At 63.7% G+C, this 20,539-nt stretch carries 21 protein-coding genes; 12 read left to right on the plus strand and 9 right to left on the minus strand.

The window, feature by feature from the left end; all coding sequences use genetic code 11:
• Positions 1 to 84: 84 nt before the first annotated feature.
• Positions 85 to 1,923, minus strand: a complete 1,839-nt coding sequence (locus tag V8J83_RS01970) for an ABC-F family ATP-binding cassette domain-containing protein (RefSeq protein ID WP_339982934.1) — start codon at positions 1,921 to 1,923, stop codon at positions 85 to 87.
• Between the two features lie 82 nt (positions 1,924 to 2,005).
• Between V8J83_RS01970 and V8J83_RS01975 the strand changes: the two genes are divergently transcribed.
• Together V8J83_RS01975 and ndk are read left to right on the plus strand one after the other, a co-directional pair.
• On the plus strand, positions 2,006 to 3,181 hold the full coding sequence (locus tag V8J83_RS01975) for a multidrug effflux MFS transporter (protein WP_339982937.1): 1,176 nt from the start codon (positions 2,006 to 2,008) through the stop codon (positions 3,179 to 3,181).
• A gap of 105 nt (positions 3,182 to 3,286) precedes the next feature.
• Positions 3,287 to 3,709, plus strand: coding sequence for a nucleoside-diphosphate kinase (gene ndk / locus V8J83_RS01980; RefSeq protein ID WP_339982939.1), 423 nt, complete (start codon positions 3,287 to 3,289; stop codon positions 3,707 to 3,709).
• 141 nt (positions 3,710 to 3,850) lie between these two features.
• Here ndk and V8J83_RS01985 read toward each other — a convergent pair whose 3' ends face one another.
• Positions 3,851 to 4,171 (minus strand): hypothetical protein, encoded by a 321-nt coding sequence (locus V8J83_RS01985; protein WP_339982941.1) that lies wholly within the window; start codon positions 4,169 to 4,171, stop codon positions 3,851 to 3,853.
• A gap of 902 nt (positions 4,172 to 5,073) precedes the next feature.
• On the opposite strand from V8J83_RS01985, the gene V8J83_RS01990 reads away from it, so the two are divergent.
• The 4 genes from V8J83_RS01990 to V8J83_RS02005 are packed head-to-tail and all read left to right on the plus strand — an operon-like array spanning position 5,074 to position 9,123.
• Positions 5,074 to 6,123 (plus strand): pyridoxal-phosphate dependent enzyme, encoded by a 1,050-nt coding sequence (locus tag V8J83_RS01990; protein ID WP_339982943.1) that lies wholly within the window; start codon positions 5,074 to 5,076, stop codon positions 6,121 to 6,123.
• On the plus strand, positions 6,120 to 7,289 hold the full coding sequence (locus V8J83_RS01995; protein WP_339982945.1) for a M24 family metallopeptidase: 1,170 nt from the start codon (positions 6,120 to 6,122) through the stop codon (positions 7,287 to 7,289). Before V8J83_RS01990 ends, V8J83_RS01995 begins: the two co-directional genes overlap by 4 nt.
• The gene (locus tag V8J83_RS02000; RefSeq protein ID WP_339982947.1) at positions 7,286 to 8,029 is read left to right on the plus strand and encodes a maleate cis-trans isomerase family protein; all 744 of its coding nucleotides are present in this window, start codon (positions 7,286 to 7,288) and stop codon (positions 8,027 to 8,029) included. Before V8J83_RS01995 ends, V8J83_RS02000 begins: the two co-directional genes overlap by 4 nt.
• Positions 8,030 to 8,088: 59 nt before the next feature.
• Positions 8,089 to 9,123, plus strand: coding sequence for a zinc-binding dehydrogenase (locus V8J83_RS02005; RefSeq protein WP_339982949.1), 1,035 nt, complete (start codon positions 8,089 to 8,091; stop codon positions 9,121 to 9,123).
• On the opposite strand, the gene V8J83_RS02010 is transcribed toward V8J83_RS02005, so the two are convergent.
• Positions 9,120 to 9,974 (minus strand): nitroreductase family protein, encoded by an 855-nt coding sequence (locus tag V8J83_RS02010; protein ID WP_339982951.1) that lies wholly within the window; start codon positions 9,972 to 9,974, stop codon positions 9,120 to 9,122. The genes V8J83_RS02005 and V8J83_RS02010 overlap by 4 nt on opposite strands.
• A 72-nt stretch (positions 9,975 to 10,046) precedes the next feature.
• Here V8J83_RS02010 and V8J83_RS02015 point away from each other — a divergent pair, with 72 nt between their 5' ends.
• The 6 genes from V8J83_RS02015 to V8J83_RS02040 all read left to right on the plus strand — a co-directional run bounded on the left by V8J83_RS02015 (position 10,047) and on the right by V8J83_RS02040 (position 14,914).
• The gene (locus tag V8J83_RS02015) at positions 10,047 to 10,757 is read left to right on the plus strand and encodes a succinate dehydrogenase/fumarate reductase iron-sulfur subunit (RefSeq protein WP_339982954.1); all 711 of its coding nucleotides are present in this window, start codon (positions 10,047 to 10,049) and stop codon (positions 10,755 to 10,757) included.
• Positions 10,758 to 11,102, plus strand: coding sequence for a succinate dehydrogenase (locus V8J83_RS02020; RefSeq protein ID WP_339982956.1), 345 nt, complete (start codon positions 10,758 to 10,760; stop codon positions 11,100 to 11,102).
• Positions 11,099 to 11,440, plus strand: coding sequence for a succinate dehydrogenase, cytochrome b556 subunit (locus tag V8J83_RS02025; protein ID WP_339982958.1), 342 nt, complete (start codon positions 11,099 to 11,101; stop codon positions 11,438 to 11,440). The genes V8J83_RS02020 and V8J83_RS02025 overlap by 4 nt, the downstream gene beginning before the upstream one ends.
• Positions 11,441 to 11,443: 3 nt before the next feature.
• Positions 11,444 to 13,198 (plus strand): L-aspartate oxidase, encoded by a 1,755-nt coding sequence (locus V8J83_RS02030; protein ID WP_339982960.1) that lies wholly within the window; start codon positions 11,444 to 11,446, stop codon positions 13,196 to 13,198.
• The gene (locus V8J83_RS02035; protein ID WP_339982962.1) at positions 13,195 to 14,151 is read left to right on the plus strand and encodes a fumarate hydratase; all 957 of its coding nucleotides are present in this window, start codon (positions 13,195 to 13,197) and stop codon (positions 14,149 to 14,151) included. The genes V8J83_RS02030 and V8J83_RS02035 overlap by 4 nt, the downstream gene beginning before the upstream one ends.
• 97 nt (positions 14,152 to 14,248) lie before the next feature.
• A complete protein-coding gene (locus V8J83_RS02040; RefSeq protein ID WP_339982964.1) occupies positions 14,249 to 14,914 on the plus strand; it encodes a fumarate hydratase C-terminal domain-containing protein in 666 nt (221 codons plus the stop codon).
• On the opposite strand, the gene V8J83_RS02045 is transcribed toward V8J83_RS02040, so the two are convergent.
• From V8J83_RS02045 to V8J83_RS02070, 6 genes are all read right to left on the minus strand, one after another.
• Positions 14,911 to 15,651: a sulfite exporter TauE/SafE family protein gene (locus tag V8J83_RS02045; protein ID WP_339982967.1), complete on the minus strand. Its 741-nt coding sequence runs from the start codon at positions 15,649 to 15,651 to the stop codon at positions 14,911 to 14,913. The two genes, V8J83_RS02040 and V8J83_RS02045, sit on opposite strands and share 4 nt — an antisense overlap.
• Complete coding sequence (locus V8J83_RS02050) at positions 15,641 to 16,525, minus strand: LysR family transcriptional regulator (RefSeq protein WP_339982969.1); 885 nt, start codon at positions 16,523 to 16,525, stop codon at positions 15,641 to 15,643. The genes V8J83_RS02045 and V8J83_RS02050 overlap by 11 nt, the downstream gene beginning before the upstream one ends.
• Positions 16,526 to 16,642: 117 nt before the next feature.
• Complete coding sequence (locus V8J83_RS02055; protein WP_339982971.1) at positions 16,643 to 17,398, minus strand: ABC transporter ATP-binding protein; 756 nt, start codon at positions 17,396 to 17,398, stop codon at positions 16,643 to 16,645.
• 14 nt (positions 17,399 to 17,412) lie between these two features.
• Positions 17,413 to 18,171, minus strand: coding sequence for an ABC transporter ATP-binding protein (locus V8J83_RS02060; RefSeq protein ID WP_339982974.1), 759 nt, complete (start codon positions 18,169 to 18,171; stop codon positions 17,413 to 17,415).
• 11 nt (positions 18,172 to 18,182) lie between these two features.
• Positions 18,183 to 19,397: a branched-chain amino acid ABC transporter permease gene (locus V8J83_RS02065; RefSeq protein WP_339982976.1), complete on the minus strand. Its 1,215-nt coding sequence runs from the start codon at positions 19,395 to 19,397 to the stop codon at positions 18,183 to 18,185.
• Positions 19,398 to 19,401: 4 nt separating this feature from the next.
• The gene (locus V8J83_RS02070) at positions 19,402 to 20,433 is read right to left on the minus strand and encodes a branched-chain amino acid ABC transporter permease (RefSeq protein ID WP_339985939.1); all 1,032 of its coding nucleotides are present in this window, start codon (positions 20,431 to 20,433) and stop codon (positions 19,402 to 19,404) included.
• Positions 20,434 to 20,539 lie beyond the last annotated feature (106 nt).

The following is a 20,539-nucleotide window of genomic DNA, read 5'->3' on the forward strand; positions in this document are numbered from 1 at the left end:
TGTTTTTTCTTTTGCGCCCCCCGATGGGGTCGCGATGGGGCGCTGCCCCAAACCCCGAGGTATTTGGAAAGCAAAGAGGGGCGGTCAGGTGCTTTGGGCTTTTTCCAGCTTCTCTTCGGCTTTCATCCAGAGCGCTTCAGCGCGTTCGAGGCCTTCGGAGACTTCGGCGTATTTGGCTTGCCAGACCTGAAGGCTGTCGGTGTTTTCGTCTTCATAGAGCTTGGGATCGGCGAGTTTCTTGGCGAGTTTATCGCGCATCTCTTCGATCTTGGCGACGCGGGCCTCGGCGCGTTTGACCTCGGATTTGAGGTCTTTGATGTCCGCCTGACTGACCTTTTTCTTTGGTTTGGCGGCCTTTTCCTTGGGCGGCGCGGTGTTGAGCAGTGACGCGCGGTAGGTTTCGAGGTCATGGGCGTAGGGGGCGACATGGCCGTCTTTCACCAACCACAGCCGGTCGGCCACGAGGCTGAGCAGGTGCATGTCGTGCGACACCAGAACGACCGCGCCGGAATAGGCGGTAAGCGCCTCGACCAGGGCTTCGCGGCTTTCGATGTCCAGGTGGTTGGTCGGCTCGTCAAGGATCAGAAGATGGGGTGCGTCGAGTGTAGCCAGCAGAAGCGACAGGCGTGCTTTCTGGCCACCGGAAAGCTTCGCGACCAGCGTTTCGGCCTGATCCGCGCCAAGCCCGAAGGAGGCCAGCCGCGCGCGCAGTTTCGGGGGCGCGTCGTCGGGGCGTTCGCGGCGGATGTGATCGAGGGGCGACTCGTCGAGGTGCAATTCGTCGACCTGATGCTGCGCGAAATAGCCGATGCGCAGTTTCGAGGACGAGGTGATGCGCCCGTCCATCGCCGAAAGCTTGCCCGCGAGCAGTTTGGAGAGCGTGGATTTGCCCTCGCCGTTGCGGCCCAGAAGGGCGATGCGGTCGTCCTGATCGAGACGCAGGTTGAGGCGTTTGAGAACGGGCGTGTCGGTGTAGCCGACCGCGGTGCCGTCCATGTTGACGATGGGCGGCGACAACTCTTCGGGTTCGGGGAAGGTGAACACGGTGCGCGCGGCGTCTTCGGGGGCGCGGATGGTTTCCATCCGTTCGAGCATTTTTACGCGGCTTTGCGCCTGTTTCGCCTTGGACGCCTTGGCCTTGAACCGGTCCACGAAGCTTTGCAGATGCGCGCGTTGGAGGTCTTGTTTCTTGGCGGCGGCGGCTTGCACGGCGCGGCGTTCGGCGCGGGTCTTGGCGAAGGTGTCATAGCCGCCGGTGTAAAGTGTCAATTGCCGGTCGTTGAGGTGCAGAATGTGACCCACCGCGCGGTTGAGAAGGCCGCGATCGTGCGAGATGACCAGCACGGTATGGGGATATTTGGCGAGGTAGGCCTCGAGCCAGAGCGCGCCTTCGAGGTCGAGGTAGTTGGTCGGTTCATCGAGCAACAGCAGGTCGGGTTGCGCGAAGAGCACGCCCGCAAGCGCCACGCTCATGCGCCAGCCCCCCGAAAACGCGGAGCAGGGCATTTGTTGTTCGGCATGGGTAAAGCCGAGGCCCTTGAGGATCGAGGCCGCGCGCGCCTCCGCCCCCCAGGCATCGATCGCGGTCAGGCGTTCCTGCACTTCGGCGATGCGGGCGGGGTCGGTGGCGTCATCCGCCAGAAGGGCCGCGCGTTCGGTGTCGGCCTCAAGCACAGTGTCGATGAGCGAGGTGTCAGATGACGGCACTTCCTGCGCCACACCGCCGATCTTGGCGCCCGAAGGCAGCGTGATGGAGCCGGTGTCCAGCGCCAGCTCACCCCGGATCAGGCGGAAGAGCGTGGTCTTGCCGGTGCCGTTCCGACCCACGATGCCCACCTTGTGGCCCGTGGGAATGGAGGCCGACGCGGCCTCAAGCAAGGGGCGGCCCGCGACCGAGTAACCGATATCATCAATGCGCAACATGGGGGGGACATGGCGAATGCGCCGGGCGGCGTCAATCGCATGATCACTGGTGGGCCGCAGACCGGCCTGCTACGCGGGGACGATGGACCGCACACAGCCACATTTAATCACGCTCATTTTGTTGACGGCGCTGACCGTGTTGTCGTTGAACATGTTCCTGCCCGCGCTTCCGGCGATGCAGGCGAGCTTTGGCGTGTCGGAGGCGGTGATCGGGCGTGCGATCTCGATCTACATGGCGGCGGCGGCGGTGTTGCAGCTTATCCTTGGGCCACTGTCGGACCGGATCGGGCGGCGCCCGGTGATCCTTGGGCTTCTGGCTATCTATGCCGTCGCGTCGGTGATGTGCCTTTTGGCAGAAGATATCACCTTGTTCCTGATTGCGCGGGTGGCGCAGGCGGTGGCGGTGGGGGGCGGCATTCTGGCCTCGGCGGTAGTGCGCGATCTGTTCGACGGGCGCAGTGCGGCGGCGAAGCTGTCGTTGATCGCCTCGGCCATGGCGGTCGCGCCGATGCTGGCGCCGATGATTGGGGGCCTGTTGGAGGCCGCGTTTGGCTGGCGGTCGATCTTTGTGGCCTATGCGGTGCTTGGTTTGGGCCTTCTGGTGTGGTGTTGGCGCGACTTGGGCGAGACGAAAGCGCGCGGGGCGATGTCGATGCGCGGCATCGGCGGGCTTTTGCGGGTACGGCTTTACTGGGCCTATGTCGGCGTGCAGGCGCTTGGCGTGGGCGTGTTCTACGTCTTCCTGACCGGCGCGCCGTTTGTGATGGTCGAGGCGTTTGGCCTTGGAACGGCGCAGACCGGGATTGTGCTTGGCTCGACCACGGCGGGATTTCTGGTGGGCGCGGGGGCGAGCGCGCGATTGGTGGAGCGGGTGGGTGAGTTGCGCCTGATCCTGCTTGGGCGTGCGGTGCCGGTGATCGGAATCGGAGCGGCCTGCATCTACTTCGCGTTCGGCGGCGCGGCGCTTTGGCCGCTGTTGGTCGCGACACTTTGCGTGGGACTGGGCAACGGGTTTTCGATCCCGAGTGCTGCGGCGGGCGCCTTGTCGGTGCGCCCCGAACTGGCGGGGAGTGCATCTGGTATCAGCGGTTCGGTCATGCTGGCGCTGGGGGCGGTGTTGACCGGCTTGGCGACCCTGATCGTGGAGGCGCAGACCACGCCGCTTGCCTTGTTGAGCCTGATGGGGGCCATTGCCACCGGAGCCCTGATCGCGGCGCTTGCCGTACGGGCCTGGGTTGGTGCCGCACAGGCCGGTTAAGCGGACGGCCGGACCGCAAAGGCCAGGCGCGGGCCGGGGTCTTTTCAACCGTCAATCCCCGTGTTAGCCCGCGCGCAAATTAAAACGCCCGAACGGAGCATTCCAATGGCCATCCAGCGCACTTTTTCGATCATCAAACCCGACGCCACCAAGCGTAACCTCACCGGCAAGATCAATGCCAAGTTCGAGGAAGCGGGCCTTCGCATCGTCGCACAGAAGCGTATCCACCTGACCATGGCGCAGGCCGGAGTTTTCTATGAAGTTCACAAAGAGCGCCCGTTCTACGGCGAGCTGTGCGAATTCATGGCCTCCGAGCCGATCGTGGTGCAGGTCCTTGAAGGCGAAGACGCGATTGCGAAGAACCGCGAAGTGATGGGTGCCACGAACCCGGCCGAAGCCGCTGAGGGCACGATCCGTAAAGAATTTGCGTTGTCGATTGGCGAAAACTCCGTCCACGGCTCCGACGCACCGGAAACCGCGGCGGTCGAGATCGCCTATTTCTTCTCGGGGCTTGAACTGGTCGGCTAAGCCGCCTTACGTCCCCGCCATGCCAAAAGGGCCGCGCAAGATGCGCGGCCCTTTTTTGTTGCGTGCCAGCCTGTGATCCGGAAACCGAAAAGGGCGCCCGCGTGGGGCGCCCTGTCCGGGGAGAGATGGTTTGGGGGGAGATTACTCGTCTTCGAGCGACGCGGCGCGGAGGCGGTCGAAGATGTCTGCGCCGTAGGCGGGGGTGCCGTTGACGAGGGTTGCGCCGTTCACGCCGCGCAGGTCGGAGGCAACGTCCTGGTCTTCGTTGAGGACCGAGAAGGTCTGACCCAGGCTGCCCGTGGGCGACACGCGGGTGCCGACGCCGTTGACGTTGGTGCGCTCGAGCGCGCTGTCTTCGAACTGGTTGAAGTGCTGGATCGCGGCGACGGAGGCTGCGGATTGGGCGAAGGCCGGGGCGGCGAGGGAAGCGGCGACGGCGGCGATGATTGCGATGTTTTTCATTTGACTGGTCCTATTCAGTTTGTGTGGTGGGCCTGATGTGGGAGGCGGCCCTGATTTGGTTTCGTTGGCGAGCCGTTGTGGCCTGCCGATGAGATGAATATGGCGGGTGGGTTGCTGAAATACGATACACGGAACCGCGAGAATTGGGGGTTTTAGGTGCGCTTGTGCACAGAACCTCCGACACCCTGCACCAACCCCACGGGGGCGTGAGCCTGGGTCTCAGCGGCGTGAAAACAGACGGTGATTTTGAAATGTTTGGGCGGAGAGGGGCGGTGCGATTCCCCCCATGGGCACCGCAAGCGCTCGTGATGTGCCAGCCTGCGGGCGATTGGCACGCAATTGCGCCGCTTTATTGGGCAAGGTGCGAATCTGGCGCTGGCAGCGGCGCAATCGCCTTCCATGATCCGGTGCTGCGTCGCTAACTGAACTCAGCCAGACTACGTGGGATTGTCTCCTCCCTTCCTAAATCCCGCGCAGTGGCACGACTTAGTGTCGGCGGTCCGCATATCGTCTCTCTTCCTTCCTGTGGATCGCCGGCACGTTTTTCCCCTTAAATCGTTGGGCTATCGCATGGCTCGCCATAAATCTGCCACATTTTGGCACCGTGAAATGCCGCATTTTCGATGGAGGGTCGGCCCTGTAATCAGTGTCGGAGTAACCCTATGCCTTCCCCCAAACCCATCCCAAAACCCGAAAAAGAGCAGGCCCCTGAAAAGGAGCGCCCGGTTCCGGTGCGTTTTTCGGATTGGGCCAGCATCTGAGCCAACCGCCGGGTTGCCGCGTCTGATACGACCGCGTCAGATCAGGCCCGGTGGTAAATTGTGCCGATAGGTCGCCGTGCTTTTTACGTGTCTGGTCGGTTTTGACACGCCACCGCAGCAGGCGCGGTGTAGCGTGCCGTCATGGAACATCTGACCCACACCCAAGCGATGCGCGATGCCGTTCTGGACGGTCTGCACGACATCCCGTTTCCCAGTGATGACGCCGAGCGGCCTGCCGCACTCCTGACGCGCTGCCCCGTTGCGGCCCCAACACCCCTTGTCTCAGCCGATGCGCTGGCCACTGAACTCGGCCTGACGGCGTTGCACATAAAGGACGAGCGCGATCGCATGGGCTTGGGAAGCTTCAAGTCACTTGGTGCGGCCTATGTCATTGCCTGCGATGCGCAGAGCGGCCGGGCGGCGGGCGCGGCCTATTACGCGGCCAGTGCCGGGAACCACGGCTTGTCGGTGGCGGCGGGGGCCAAGGCCTTCGGGGCGCGGGCGGTCATCTACCTTGCGCAAACGGTGCCGGCGGCGTTCGGGGCGCGATTGGAAGCCCTGGGCGCCGAGGTGCGGTGGCGTGGGGCGATTTATGAACAGAGCATGGCCGCCGCCGCCGAAGACGCCAAGGCGGAGGGGGCGATCGTGTTGTCGGATTCGTCCTGGCCCGGATATCTGGAACGGCCGCATCGCTTGATGGAAGGGTATCTGGTGTTGATGCATGAGGCGGCGGCCGAGATGGCGGAGGCGCCGACGCATATCTTCCTTCAGGCCGGTGTTGGCGGCCTGGCCTGCGCCTGCGCCGCCTATGCGCGAAAGGTCTGGGGCCATGCGCCGCGGATCGTCGTGGTGGAACCCGACGCCGCGCCTGCGCTGCACGCGTCCGTGGCGGCGGGCCGGTCGGTTGTGGCACCGGGCCCGGCCTCGGCGATGGGGCGGCTGGATTGCAAAGAGCCGTCGTTGATCGCGCTCAAGGGCCTGGCGCGGGATGCGGATGATTTTGTGCTGATCTCGGAGGCCGAGGGGCAGAGCGGCGCCGACACGGCGGCGCGGATCGCAATGCCCTCGACGCCGTCGGGGGCGGCAGGCTTGGCGGGGCTTTTGGCGGCGCGGGTCGGGGGACCGGCGGGCGATCTGGGCCTTGATGGCGGGTCGCGCGTGCTGGTGATCCTGAGCGAGGGGCCGGAATGACAGCGCCGCGTGGCCTTCCGCGCGCAGAATTCGCGGCGCGGTGTGCCAAGGCGCAGGTAGAGATGGCGCGCGCGGGGCTTGGCGCGCTCTTGCTGACTACAGAGGTTGAGCTGCGGTATTACACCGGGTTTCTGACGCGGTTTTGGGAAAGCCCGACGCGCCCGTGGTTCGTGATCGTGCCGTCTGCCGGCGCGCCGATTGCGGTAATCCCGTCGATTGGCGCGCATTTGATGGGGCAGACCTGGGTTGAGGACATTCGCACATGGTCCGCGCCGGATTACGGCGATGACGGGATCGGTTTGCTGGCCGAAACCCTGCGCGAGGTGGTGCCGGATGCGGGCGCCATCGGGTTGGCGAGCCATCTGGAAAGCCATGTGCGGATACCGAGGGCGGATTTGCACCGGCTGGAGGCCGCTTTGGGCGCGCGCCGCCTGATCGATGATGCGGCGATTACCTGGCGGCTGCGGACGATCAAATCCGAACCGGAAATTGCCAAGATCACCGCCGCTGTGGCCGTGGCCGACCGGGCCTTTGCGCGGGTGGATGAGATCGCCGGTGCGGGCGTCCCGTTGGAGCAGGTCTTTCGCCGGTTTCAGATGCTGTGTCTTGAGGAAGGGGCCGATTGGGTGCCGTATCTGGCCGGGGCGGCGGGGCGGGGCGGCTATCGGGATGTGATTTCTCCTGCGACGGAGGCGCCGTTGCAACCGGGCGATGTGTTAATGTTGGACACGGGCGTGATCCGCGATGGGTATTTCTGCGATTTCGACCGCAATTATAGTGTTGGCCCGCCCTCTGCTGCCGTCGCATCGGCCCATGCGCGGCTGATCGAGGCGGTGGATGCGGGGCTGGCGGCGGCGCGGCCCGGCGCGCGTTTCGCCGATCTGTTCCACGCGATGAACGCGGTGGTGCGCCCGAGTGGCCCACCGGACGCGAGCGCGTCGGAGGCGGGACGGTTGGGCCACGGGCTTGGCCTGCAATTGACCGAGGGGCCGTCGATCATTCCGGGCGATGACACGGTGCTTGCGCCGGGGATGGTCCTGACGCTGGAGCCGGGGGTGGATATGGGTGGGGGCAAGATCATGGTCCATGAAGAGGATATCGTGATCCGCGAGGGCGGCGCGGTTTGCCTGAGCCGCCGGGCCGGGCGGGAGATAGTGGTGATATGAGCGCGCTTGCCTATACGCTTGTTGACCGGATGCCGCCGCAACTGGGCTTGGTGGTGTTGCAATCGGACGAAACCATCGAGGCGGATATGCGCCGCTTGATGCCCGCGGAGGTGGAGCTGTTGGTGACGCGCATCCCCTCGGCGGAGGACGTCACGCCCGAGACGCTGGCCGCGATGGAGGGGGAGTTGGCCGGGGCGGTGTCGCTGTTCCCACGCGCGGCGCAGTTCTCGGTCGTGGGCTACGGCTGCACTTCGGGCACGGCGCAGATCGGCGCGGGACGGATCGCAGAGCTGGTGCAAGGCGGGTGCAACGCGGGCGCGGTGACGCAGCCGGTCTCGGCGCTTGTGGCGGCGTGCGGGCATCTTGGGGTGACGCGCCTCGGCCTGATCAGCCCCTATGTCGCGGCGGTCTCGACGCATTTGCGGCACGTGTTGACCGACGCGGGCCTGGAGATCGCAGCCTTCGGCAGTTTCGACGAGGGCGAAGAAGCGCGCGTGGTGCGCATTGCCCAATCGGCGGTGCGCGACGCGGCTTTGGCGGTGGCAGCGCAGGCGGACTGCGACGTGCTGTTCCTGTCGTGCACAAACCTGCGCACGCTGGATGTGATTGCAGAAATCGAGGGCGAGACGGGCCTGCCGGTCCTGTCGAGTAATCTCGTCTTGGCCTGGGACATGCTGCGTCACGCAGGGAAGCGCGGGGCCGAAAGCGCGCCGGGCCGTCTGTGGCGCGCGGGTTTTTGACAGGGGCCGATCACGGCAGGATATTACACCCTCAGGGGGCGAGGATAAAGGAAGACGACATGCGCGCGGCGCTTATCAAAGACTTCAACGCGGATTTGTCCATCGAGACGGTCGATGATCCTTCCTGCCCCGACAATGGCGTGGTGCTGGAAGTGGCGGCCTGCGGCGTCTGCCGGTCGGATTTCCACGGCTGGGTGGGGGAGCATCCGAAGGTTGGGCCGGGCTCGATCCTTGGCCATGAATATTGCGGCACTGTGGTGGCGGCGGGCCCGCAGGCCACGCATCCGGTTGGCGCACGGCTGATCGCGCCGTTCATCCTGGCCTGTGGGGCGTGCCCGGCCTGCGCGACCGGCGTGTCTAACACCTGCGCCAACCAGATCACGCCGGGTTTCGGCACGCCTGGGGCCTATGCGCAATATGTGGCGGTGCCGTTCGACCATAACCTTGTCGCATTGCCCGAGGCCATGTCACCGGCCTTGGCGGCGGGGCTCGGGTGCCGGGTGACGACCGCGTGGCACGCGCTCACGGACCGCGCGCAGGTGCGCACGGGCGAATGGGTCGCGGTGCATGGCACCGGGGGGATCGGGCTGGCCACGTTGCTTTTGGCGCGCGCGCTTGGGGCGCGGGTGGTGGCCGTGGATGTTGTTGATGACAAGCTTGCCCATGCCAAGGTGCATGGGGCGGAGGCCGTTGTGAACGCGGCCAACGTCGATGCAGCCGAGGCGATCCGCGAGCTCACCGGGGGCGGCGCGCATGTCTCGATCGAGGCGCTGGGGATCGGGCCGACGACAAACGCGTCGCTGGATTGTTTGCGCATTCTCGGGCGGCATGTGCAGGTCGGGATGCCTGCGGGCAGCGGCATGATGGAGGTCAACATGCGCGCGATCTATGCCAAGCAATTGTCGTTCTTCGGCACCCGCGGCATGCCCGCGTGGAAATACCCCAGCCTGCTGGAGATGATCGACAGGGGTGCCGTGGACATCACCCCGATGCTGGCGCGCGAGGTGGCCCTTTCGGGCGCGAGCGCGGAGTTGCACGCGATGCACGGGCCGACCGCGCCGGGGACGGCGGTGATCACGGATTTTGCCGCTTAGTCGAGCTTGAACCCGATAGTGCGGATATAGGCCCCGAAATCCGCGCGCTCGGGCTGGCTGTACTGGCGGACCTTGTCCTCGGACCAGGTGTAGGGATCGGCGGTTCCGAAGCTTTGTTCGAAGCGTTGGGTTCGGTAGGGCTGCGTTGCGGCGCGGTCGGCGTCATAGGCGGTGAGCGCGGCGGGCAGGGCGGCCTCGGAGTAACGGTCGGTGTGCAAGGTTGCGGCCAGCGGCAGGCGCTTGGCGATGCGCGGTGGCGCGTCGGGCCAACCGACCGCGAGACCGGCGAAGGGAAAGACATGATCGGGTAGGGACAGCAGGTCGGCCACCGCGCGCGCCTCATTTCGCACGGCGCTGATCGGGCAGGTGCCAAGTCCCACGGCATCGGCGGCGGCGGTGAAGGCCCCAAGCGCGATGGCCGCGTCGCAGGCGGCGTTGAAGACCGCGTCGAAATGGTCGTTGGCGAAGGGCACGTTGGCCTCGGCGTGCAGCAGGCGCTGCCGCCGGTTGTTGCCGCAGAACACCAGAAGTCTCGGCGCATCAGCGACCCAGGCCTGTCCGCCGACCAATGTGGCAAGGCGCGCGCGCAAGCCGTCGTCGTCGATCACGATGATATCGCGTTGTTGCAGGTCGCTTTTGGTTGGGGACGACAAGGCGAGCGCGCTGAGCGTGTCGATCAGGGGGCGTGGAACCGCGCGATCCGTGAACCGGCGGCACGATCCGCGCGCCGCCATCGTGGTGAGCGCAGGGGCATCTGCGGCCTCTGGTACGACCCTAGGGGCATCCAGAAACCGTGTGTCCAACGCCTCTTGCAAAGGTGTTTCATTAGCGTTGCTTACAGTTTCTGTCACAACATTTCCCATTCATAAAGTTGGGGTATCGGTGTATGCCGACGATAAGCCAAGCTGGAGAGCGGAGCCAAGATGCCAAGCGACGTTTTGAGTGTAACGATTGATCGCGCCGACGGGCCGCAGAGCTATGACGTGCCGGCCTATGACAATCAGACCGTGCTGGACGTGGTCAGTTGGGTGCAGCAGAACGTGGACCCGACGCTGAGCTATCGGTTTGCATGCCGTGTGGGCATGTGCGGGTCGTGCGCGATGATGGTCAACGGCGTGCCGCGATGGACCTGTCGCACGCATGTGTCGAAGGTGACGGCCGGCGCGGCGATCCATATCGGGCCGTTGCGAAACCTGCCTGTTATCAAGGATCTGGCGGTCGACATGGATCCGTTTTTCGACAAATGGGTGGCCGCCGAGGGGGTCCATCACGGCGGCCTGACGCGCGACGATCCGATTGCGCCCGTCGCTGAGGACAGCGCGGCGCGGGTGGAGGCGAACGCAGGCATCGAATGCATCAATTGCTCGGTCTGCTATGCGGCGTGTGACACGGTGGCGGGCAATGCGGATTACCTTGGCCCGGCGGCGTTGCAGCGGGCGTGGACCCTATTGAACGACGCCAAGGACGAAGGGCGTGTGGCGATCCTTGATGCGGTCAGCGGGTCGGGCGGGTGCCACAATTGCCATTCGATGGGGTCCTGCACGGCATATTGCCCGAACGAGCTTGATCCGATGTCGGCCATCGCGAAGCTGAAACGCGAGACGGCGAAGAACTTCTTCCGGAAGGGGCGATAGATGCTGGGGCTGCGACTTTACATGGCGCAACGCATCACGGCGCTTTTGATGGGGCCGTTCGTGCTCGGGCATATCGCGGTGATGATCTATGCGATCCAGGGCGGGGTGACGGCCGAGGAAATCCTCGGGCGGACGCAGGGATCGTTCCTATGGTTCGCGTTCTACGGGCTTTTTGTGGTGGCGGTGTCGATCCACGGCGCGATCGGTTTGCGGGTCATCGCGCATGAATGGGCCGGCCTGAAAGGCGCGGTTTTGGAGGCCGTGATGTGGGCCATCGGCCTGGCGCTTTTTGCACTTGGGGCGCGGGCGGTCTGGGCGGTGACATTCGCGGGGGTGGGCGCATGAAGGCTCCGGCGCGCGCGCATCCGCTTTGGGTGGCCTACATCGTGCATCGGGTGTCGGGCCTTGCGCTGGCGCTGTTCCTGCCGCTGCATTTCTGGGTGCTGGCGATGGCGGTGAGCGACCCCGGGGGCCTCAACGGATTTCTGGCGATGACCGAGGCCACCTTGGTTAAGATGGCCGAGTTCGGGCTGGTGTTCCTTTTGGCGGTGCACATGTTTGGGGGCTTGCGCCTTTTGGCGTCGGAATGGCTGCCGTGGCGGCCCGCACAAAAGAGCCTTGCGGCGGGGGCGGCGGCTTTGTCGTTCCTGATTGCGGGTGCGTTTTTCCTACAGGCGGTATGAAATATGACAGTTTCGATTGAACGCCACGACACAGATATCCTGATCCTCGGCACCGGGGGCGCGGGCCTTTTCGCGGCGCTTCATGCGCAACAGAGCGCGCCGGAGGGCACAAAAATTACTATCGCGGTCAAAGGCTTGATCGGAAAATGCGGCTGCACGCGGATGGTGCAGGGCGGCTATAACGTGGCGCTTGGCGGCGGCGACAGCGTTGAGCGGCATTTCATGGACACGATCAACGGGGGCAAATGGCTGCCCAATCAGGACATGGCGTGGCGTCTGTGCGAACAGGCCGTGGTGCGCATCCGTGAGTTGGAAAACGAGGTCGGGTGTTTCTTTGATCGCAATTCCGACGGCACGCTGCACCAGAAGGCTTTCGCGGGCCAGACGGCGGACCGCACGGTGCATAAGGGCGACCTGACGGGCATCGAAATCATTAACAGATTGATGGAAAAGGTGTTGGCCAGCGGTGTCGAAAAGCTTCAGGAGCATCGCGCGATTGGCCTGATCCCGACGAAAGATGGCAGCGCCCTGGCCGGTGTTTTGATGATCGACATGCGCACGGGCGGGTTCCGGTTCGTGCGCGCCAAGACGGTGCTGATGGCGACCGGCGGCGGCCCGACGATGTACAAATATCATACGCCCTCGGGCGACAAGACGATGGATGGCCTTGCGATGGCATTGCGCGCGGGCCTGAGCTTGCGCGATATGGAGATGGTGCAGTTCCACCCCACAGGGCTTTTGGCGGGCGATCACACCCGGATGACCGGCACGGTGCTGGAGGAAGGGTTGCGCGGCGCGGGCGGGCAATTGATCAGCCATTCCGGGCAACGGTTCATGTTCGATTACGACGGCAAGGGCGAACGCGCGACCCGAGATGTGGTGAGCCGCGGGATCTATGCTGAGATGCGCAAGAACAACAATCCCGAGCAGGAGGGCGTGTTCATTTCGATGTCGCACCTCGGGCCGGAATGGGTGGCGCAGAAGTTCAAAGGCATGGTCAAACGCTGCGCCGATAGTGGATTTGACCTTGCGGCGGGCAAGGTCGAGGTCGTGCCGACGGCGCATTACTTCATGGGGGGCGTGGTCGTGGACGTGGACACGCGCACGGCGATGGAAGGCCTATACGTCGCCGGAGAGGATGCGGGCGGGGCCCACGGATCGAACCGTTTGGGCGGCAACGGCGTTGCGAATTCAACGGTTTACGGCGGGATTGCCGGGGACACGATGGGCCGCGATGTGCGTGGCATGACCCTGCGCGAGCCGGATGAAGACGTGCTCAACGCCGAGGTCGCGCGCGCGATTTACCCGTTATCGAAAACCCCCGACCTGATCCTGCCGCTGCGCAAGCAATTGCAGGAGGTGATGTGGGAAGAGGTCGGCGTGATGCGGACCAAGGCCGGCATGAGGCGCGGATTGACCGGGATCGCCGAGGTGTCGGACGCGTTGATGGAGGTCGGTGTCGATGACAGCAATCTGGCGTTCAATCTGACGTGGCATGATTGGCTTAACCTGCGGTCGCTTTGTGATATCTCGGACGTGATCGCGCAGGCGGGGATCGCGCGCGAAAATTCACGCGGCGCGCATTTCCGCGAAGATTTCCCCGATCCCGGCGCGATGGACGACAGCGAGTTTACCGTGGCGCGGATGGACGGGGATGGGGTTAAAGTCACCCGTGAGCCCGTTCAATTCACCATCGTCCGCCCGGGCGAGACGATCCTGCCCGAAGGCGAACCCGAAACATTGGTGGCAGCACAATGATACCGATTAACCTGATACAACAAACGGCCGAAACCCTGATGGACAAGGCCGCGATTGAGATCCCGCAGGATTACCTCGACGGGTTGCAAAAGGCTGCCAAGACGGAAGACGGGGATCTGTCATCGTTCGTGCTCAAGGCGATGTTGGACAATTACGAGGCCGCAAAGGAAGACCGCCGCGCGATGTGCGGGGACACGGGCGTGCCGCGGTGGTTTGTGAAGATGGGCAACGAGGCGCAGGTAGAGGGCGGCATGATCGCGTTGGAGGCCGCGTTGCGCCGGGCAACGGCCAGCGCCACCAACGGGGTGCCACTCAGGCCCAACCGTGTGCATCCGCTGTGGCGGACGGACCATGACAACAACGTCGGCATCGGCGCGCCCGAGATCGAATACGGCTTTGAACCCGAGGGCGAGTGGATCGACCTGATCACCGTGCACAAGGGCGGGTTGTTCGGCACCGATTACCGGATGCTGTTCCCGTCCGACGGGATTCAGGGGATCAAGCGCTTCTACCTCGACAGCTTGATGGCATTCGGCAAGCGCGGCCTTGCGTGCCAACCCGCAATTATCGGGATCGGGCTTGGCGGGTCGAAGGACACCTGCATGGTGCTTGGCAAACGGGCCTCGATCCTACGCACGGTGGGCAGCCGCAACAGTGATCCGCGCATCGCCGAGATGGAGGACGAGTTCAAGGAACTTGGCAATTCCATCGGCATGGGTGCCATGGGATTTGTGGGCAAAAACATGGTGATCGATTGCAATATCGAGGTGGGTTACTGCCACACGGGCGGCATGCCGATGTCGGTGCATGCGTTCTGTTTGTCGTCGCGCAGGGCGGTTGCGCGCATCCATGCCGATGGCCGCGTTGAACACCGGACCGACCCTGATTGGTTCACCAATTATCAGCGCCGGGAAACCGTCGAGTGGGAACCGGCCCGGGAGGCTGCTGAATGACGTTGGTTATTCACCGAAAAAACCACTGGGTGCGCAAGGCTGTCTTTGCCTTGCATAGATCACTGGCCCAAACGTTCGAACATCTGGGAGAAATTTGATGGCCCCGCGCGAAATCATCCTTTCGACCACGCCCAGTGACGAAGACATCGCGCAATTGCGGCTTGGCGATGTCGTTTACCTGTCGGGGCTGATGTATACGGCGCGCGAGGGTGTTTACATGCGCGCGCTGGAAGATCAGGCGAACATCCCGATGGAGCTTCCGAGCCAATCGGCGGCCAACTTCCATTGCTCTCCGGCGGCGCGGATCAACCCCGACGGCTCGTTCGACATGGGCGCGGTGACGGCCACCGCCTCGTTCCGGTTTGCCAAGTGGTTGCCGGAATGGATGGCCAAGACCGGCGCGAAGCTGATCGTGGGCAAGGGCGGGATGACGTCGAAGGATTACAAGGAATATTTCGTGCCCAACGGCGCGGTGTATCTGTCGACCGTCGGCTACGGGACCGGCGCGTTGTTGGGGCGCGGGGTGGAGAATGTGGAGGCCGTGCATTGGAACGAAGAGCTTGGCCTCGCGCAGGCGATGTGGGTGATCAAATGCAACCGGATGGGGCCGTTTATCGTGGCCTCGGATTTCAACGGGAATTGCCTGTTCGAGCGCGAGAACGCGAAGATCGCAGAGAATGTCGCGCGGGTCTACGAGGGCACGAAGCCCGCGGTCCTCAAGCGCTATGGCGAGAGCGACGACCGCACCGATGAGGTGATCTAGGTCAGCTCGCTGAGCAGGATGCCGACGCCCATCGCGAGGCACAACAGGATCAGGATGCGCCGAAAGCCAGTGTCGCTGAGCCGTCGGAAGACGTAGATCCCGACCTGAGCCGCGAGTAATCCGCTGGGGATGGTGATCGCCAGCGCAGGCAGCGCGCCCTCATAGGCACCGCGCCAGTACAGCAGCACAACAGTGGTCGTCAGCATGACCATATTGAACGGTTGCAGCACGGCGCGGGTTTCGAATTTGGTCCAGGGGCGCAGCGACATCCACATCGACGGAAGCGCCCCGGACATGCCCGCAGCGCCGCCGAGCACGCCGCCGATGCCCCCGATGGCGGCGTCGATGACTGGCGTGCGACGGGTGAAGGCGGGAAGGGCGCGGCGAAACGCGAAATAGCCGCCGTACAGGATCAGGAACCCGGCCACGCCAAAACGCAATACGGCGGTGTCGAGCCCGCTGAGCAGCCAGATGCCGACGGGTACTCCGACGAGCCCGGGCAGGACAAAGCGCAACAGGCGTTTGGGGTGGTCGAAGATGGATGCGCGCACGACCCAAAGGCCCTGAACGCCTGCGACGACCGACATCAACGCCACGATAGCCACGGCTGTGACCGGGTCGAGAACCACGAGGTAGAACCCCAGTGCAAACAGCGCGGTACCGGTGCCCGACAGGCCGTTGATGAAGCCCCCCGCAGCGGCGCCGAGCACCAGAAAGAAAATCGTTTCAACGGGCATGCGCATCTTTCAGCACGTGGCGAAGGGCGGCGAGAACTTCCTCGATCGCGCGGGCCTTGAGTGGTGTTTCGGCGTGGGCGAGGCCCACGATCCGGGAGGGCGCGTCGGGGCCAAGTGGCAGACGTTTGACGGGCACGGCGTCGGCCGGCGGAACGGCCAGTCGAGGGATAATCGAAACGCCCAGATTGGCATGGACCATGCTGGTGATCGCCTCCAGCCCGTCCAGTTCCATCGTCTCGGACACGCGCAGGCCTTGGGAGACGATCCAATTGTCGATCAATGTGCCGACGACCGCGTCGCGATTGAACCTGATGTAGGGCCGCGTCGCCAGAAGGGTGAGTGGATCATCCTCAACATCGTGCGGGGCGGTGATCAGTTCCAGCGGCTCGCGCGCGAGGTCGTGGAAAACCAGACCCGCGGGCAGAAGGTGGGGCCGCGAGGCGAGGGTGGCATCAAGCTCCCCGCGCTGAACATCGGTCAGAAGCGCACTGGTCAGGCCGGGGCGGATGTGCAGGCCGACCTCGGGAAAGCGCGCCTTTAGAATGGCCATGGCGCGCGGGGTCAGGCCGGTCAAAGTGGTGCGCAGCGCGCCCAGATTAAGGGTCCCGCTTAGCCCGTCATCGGACAAGACGGCGCTGGCCAATCCGTCGTAATCGGCGATCAGACGCCGGGCGCGCGCAGCCACCTGCTGCCCGATGGGGGTCAGTGTGGGCGTGCGGGTGGAGCGGTCGAACAGGGCGAGGCCGAGGTCCTCTTCCAGACTGCGCATCTGCTGGCTGACGGCTGCATGGGTGACATGGACCACATCGGCGGCTGCGCTGAAGGTCTTGGTGTCCGCGACGGCGACGAAGGTTTTGAGCAGGCGAATGGTCACTTGGTAAGCTTGCCTTACACGAGCGGTGGTCACAAGGTGGAGAGTGTAAGGAGGCCTTCAAAAAGAGAAGGCCCGCGGACATGCCACGGGCCAATTCCGTTGCGGATACGCGCCGCGTCAGATTGCGAGGTATTCTTCGCGCAATTCCTTGTTGTCGAGCACTTCCTTGGCGGAGCCGTCGAACACCACGCTGCCGGTGTCGAGGATCACGGCCCTGTCGGCGAGGTTGAGTGCCGCGATGGCGTTCTGTTCGACGATCACGGTGGTGATCCCCTGTTCGCGGATGATGTCGAGCGTCTTGGCGATTTCCTGCACGATGACGGGCGCCAGGCCTTCATAGGGTTCGTCCAGCAACAAAACCTTCACGTCGCGGGCCAATGCGCGGGCGATGGAGAGCATTTGTTGCTCGCCGCCCGAAAGCGTCACGCCCTCCTGCTTGCGGCGCTCGCCCAGGCGGGGGAACAGTTCATAAAGGCGCTCGAACGACCAGCCGATGGGCGGGGCGATCTGCGCCAACTTCAGGTTTTCTTCCACCGTCAGGCCGGGGATGATCCGCCGATCTTCGGGGACAAGTCCGATGCCAACGCCCGCGGCCTCATGGCTTTTCATCTTGTGCAACGGCTGATGGTCGAGCCAGATTTCGCCATGGCGCAACTCCGGGTCATCGACCCGTGCGATGGTGCGCAGGGTAGAGGTCTTGCCGGCCCCGTTGCGGCCCAGAAGGGCGAGGATCTCGCCCTCGTGCACGTTGAAGGACACGTGCTGGACGATGTAGCTTTCGTCGTAATAGGCGTCGATCTCCCAAACCGAAAGGAACGCCGGGGCGTGGCTTGAGAAGTTGGTGGATCGGTCGAACTCGGGTTTCTCGTTCATGTCTGTATCCCCCCTCAGACCTGTGTTTCGCCAAGGTAGGCTTCGCGGACCTTCGGGTGGCCCTTGATGTTTTCCGGCGTGTCTTCGACCAGCGGCGTGCCCTGGGCCAGAACGGTGATCCTGTCGGCCAGCGAGAAGACGACATGCATGTCGTGCTCGATGATCGCCATGGTGATGTTGCGCTTTTCCTTGATCTCCTTGAGGAGCTCGATGGTGTTGTTGGTATCGGCGCGCGCCATGCCCGCAGTCGGTTCGTCCAGCAACAACAGCCGGGGCTGCTGCACGAGGCACATCGCCATCTCAAGACGCCGTTTGTCGCCGCGCGAGAGCGAGCTGGCCTGCATGTCACGCTTGGAAAGCATGTTCACCTCGTCGAGCATGCCCTCGGCCTCGGCGTTCAGGGCCTTTTCGGAGCGGATCGACGTGATGGCATGCAACGCGTAGGAACCGTCCCGACGCGCAAGGCAAGGGATCAGCATGTTCTCCATCACGCTCAGGTCGCCGAAGATTTCGGGCGTCTGGAACACGCGGCTGATGCCCATCTGGTTGATCTGGTGCGGTTTGCGCCCCAGAACATTGCGCTCCTCGAAGGTGACCGACCCGGTGTCAGGCTTCAGCTTGCCTACCAGCACGTTCAGCAACGTGGACTTGCCCGCGCCGTTGGGGCCGATGATGGCATGGCAGGTGCCTTCCATCACGTCGAGGTTCACATCGCCAAGCGCCTGAAGGCCACCAAAGCGTTTGTTCACATTCTTGACTTCAAGAAGTCCCATCGTTGCGTTCCTTACTCACCGGGGCCGGGTTGGGGGGCGGGACTGGGCGGCACGGCGCCCGGGTCTTTGCTCTTGCGCGAGAACAGGCCGTAGATCTTGCGCCCGCCTTCCACGATCCCGCCGGGCAGGAAAATCACCACGATCATGAACACAAGGCCCAGGGTCAGGTGCCAGCCGGAGCCGACGAAGGGATAGATGATGTTGACCAGAAGGTTCTCCAGCCCGTCGGGCAGGGGCGCGAACCATTCATGCAGCACCGACGAGTTGATCGTCGAAATGATCGCTTCGAGATAGGTGATCAGGCCCGCGCCCAGGATCGGGCCGATCAGCGTTCCGACCCCGCCCAGGATGGTCATCAAAACGACCTCGCCCGAGGCGGTCCACAGCATGCGCTCGGCGCCTGCGAGGGGGTCCATCGACACCATCAGACCGCCCGCGAGGCCCGCGAACATGCCCGAGATCACGAAGGCCGCCAGTGTGTAGGGCCGCGCATTCAGGCCGGTGTAGCTCATCCGGCTCTGGTTCGACTTCACCGCGCGCAGCATCAGGCCGAATGGCGACCGGAACAGGCGGATGGTGAAGTAGAAGGCCAGCGCAAACACAACGGCTGCGAAATAGTAGCCGACCGAAAAAGTGAACGACCATGCCCCGATATCAAGCGTCGTGGTGGCGTTCATCGGCAAGCCGAACAGGTGCGGCACGGGGATGTTGCCGGCCTCGGTCTGCGGCACGCCGATGATACGGGGATCATCGAGGGCCAGTTGCAGGCCGGTCTCGCCGCCGGTGATCGGCGTGAGCACCGAATAGGCGAGGCTGTAGCACATTTGCGCGAAGGCCAGCGTCAGGATCGAGAAATAGATGCCCGACCGGCGCAGTGAAATGTAGCCGATCAGAAGCGAGAACAGGCCCGCTACGATGGTCGACACGATCAGCGCCGGGATCACGTTCATCGTCAGCAGCTTGAACATCCACACCCCGGCATAGGAGCCGATCCCAAGGAAGGCCGCGTGGCCGAACGAGAGGTAGCCGGTCAATCCGAACAGGATGTTGAACCCCACCGCGAAGAGCCCGAAGATCACCAGGCGCTGCATCATGTCGGGATAGCCCGCGTTGAATTGCGCCATGCCGGAGCCATCGGGAAACGGGTTGAGGAAGAAGGGGGCGAAGACCAGCATGACCAATACGATGATGTAGAGCCGTGCGTCTTTTGCGTTGAGACCCAGCATATTCTTATTCCTCCATCACGCCCTTGCGGCCCATCAGGCCACGCGGACGGGTCAGCAAGATGACGATTGCGACGAGGTAGATCACCACCTGGTTGATGCCTGGGATCAGTTCGATGATCCATGACATGGACGCGAAGCTTTGCAGGATGCCCAGAAGGAAGCCGGCGGCGACGGCGCCGGGCAGTGAGCCCATGCCACCGACCACGACGACCACGAAGCTCAGCACCAGGAAGTCCATCCCGATATGGTAGTTGGGCGACAGGATCGGGGTGTACATCACGCCTGCCAGTCCCGCGACGATGGCGGCAATGGCGAACATGGTGACAAAGCGCTTGTCGATGTCGATGCCCAGAAGCCCAACGGTTTCGCGGTCGGCCATACCGGCCCGGACCACCATGCCGAAGGTTGTGAATTGCAGAAACGCAAAAACCAATCCGATGATCAGAGCGGCGAAGAAGAAATACACCAGGCGCCAATAGGGATACATGATTGCGAAGGGATCGAAGCCCAGAAGCTGCCCGACATCGAAGGAGCCCACGAAGGCTTCGGGGGCAGGGGTCGGGATCGGGTTGGCGCCGTAAAAGGCCTTGATGATCTCTTGCAGGACGATGGCGAGGCCGAAGGTCACAAGGATCTGGTCCGCATGGGGGCGCTTGTAGAAGAAGCGGATCAATCCGCGTTCCATCGCAACGCCGATCAGCGCCATCAGGGGGATGGCGACCACGACCGCGATCGGGACCGACCAGTCAATCAGGAAACTGCCGACGTTTTCGCCGAACCAATGCACGACATAGGGCGTGTCGACCATCATGGCGTTGCCAAGGAAGTCGGTGCGCGTCGGATCCTCGACCTCGAACGAGATGCCAAGCACATTGTTCAGCGTAACCGCGATGAACGCGCCCATCATGAACAGCGCGCCGTGGGCGAAGTTCACAACGCCGAGTGTGCCGAAGATCAGTGTCAGGCCAAGCGCGATCAGCGAATAGGCCGATCCCTTGTCCAATCCGTTCAGCAACTGAAGGATGATCGATTCCATCATTGTCCCTGGGTCCCCAAAAATCTGCGCGCGGGCATGTGGGCCCGGCCAGCGTCAAGCATGGCCCGGGCGCGTGATGGCGCCCGGGTCCGGTTTTTGTTGTGAA

Origin of the sequence: Gymnodinialimonas ulvae, from assembly GCF_037543845.1 — a bacterium.
Classification (GTDB): Bacteria; Pseudomonadota; Alphaproteobacteria; order Rhodobacterales; family Rhodobacteraceae; genus Gymnodinialimonas; species Gymnodinialimonas ulvae.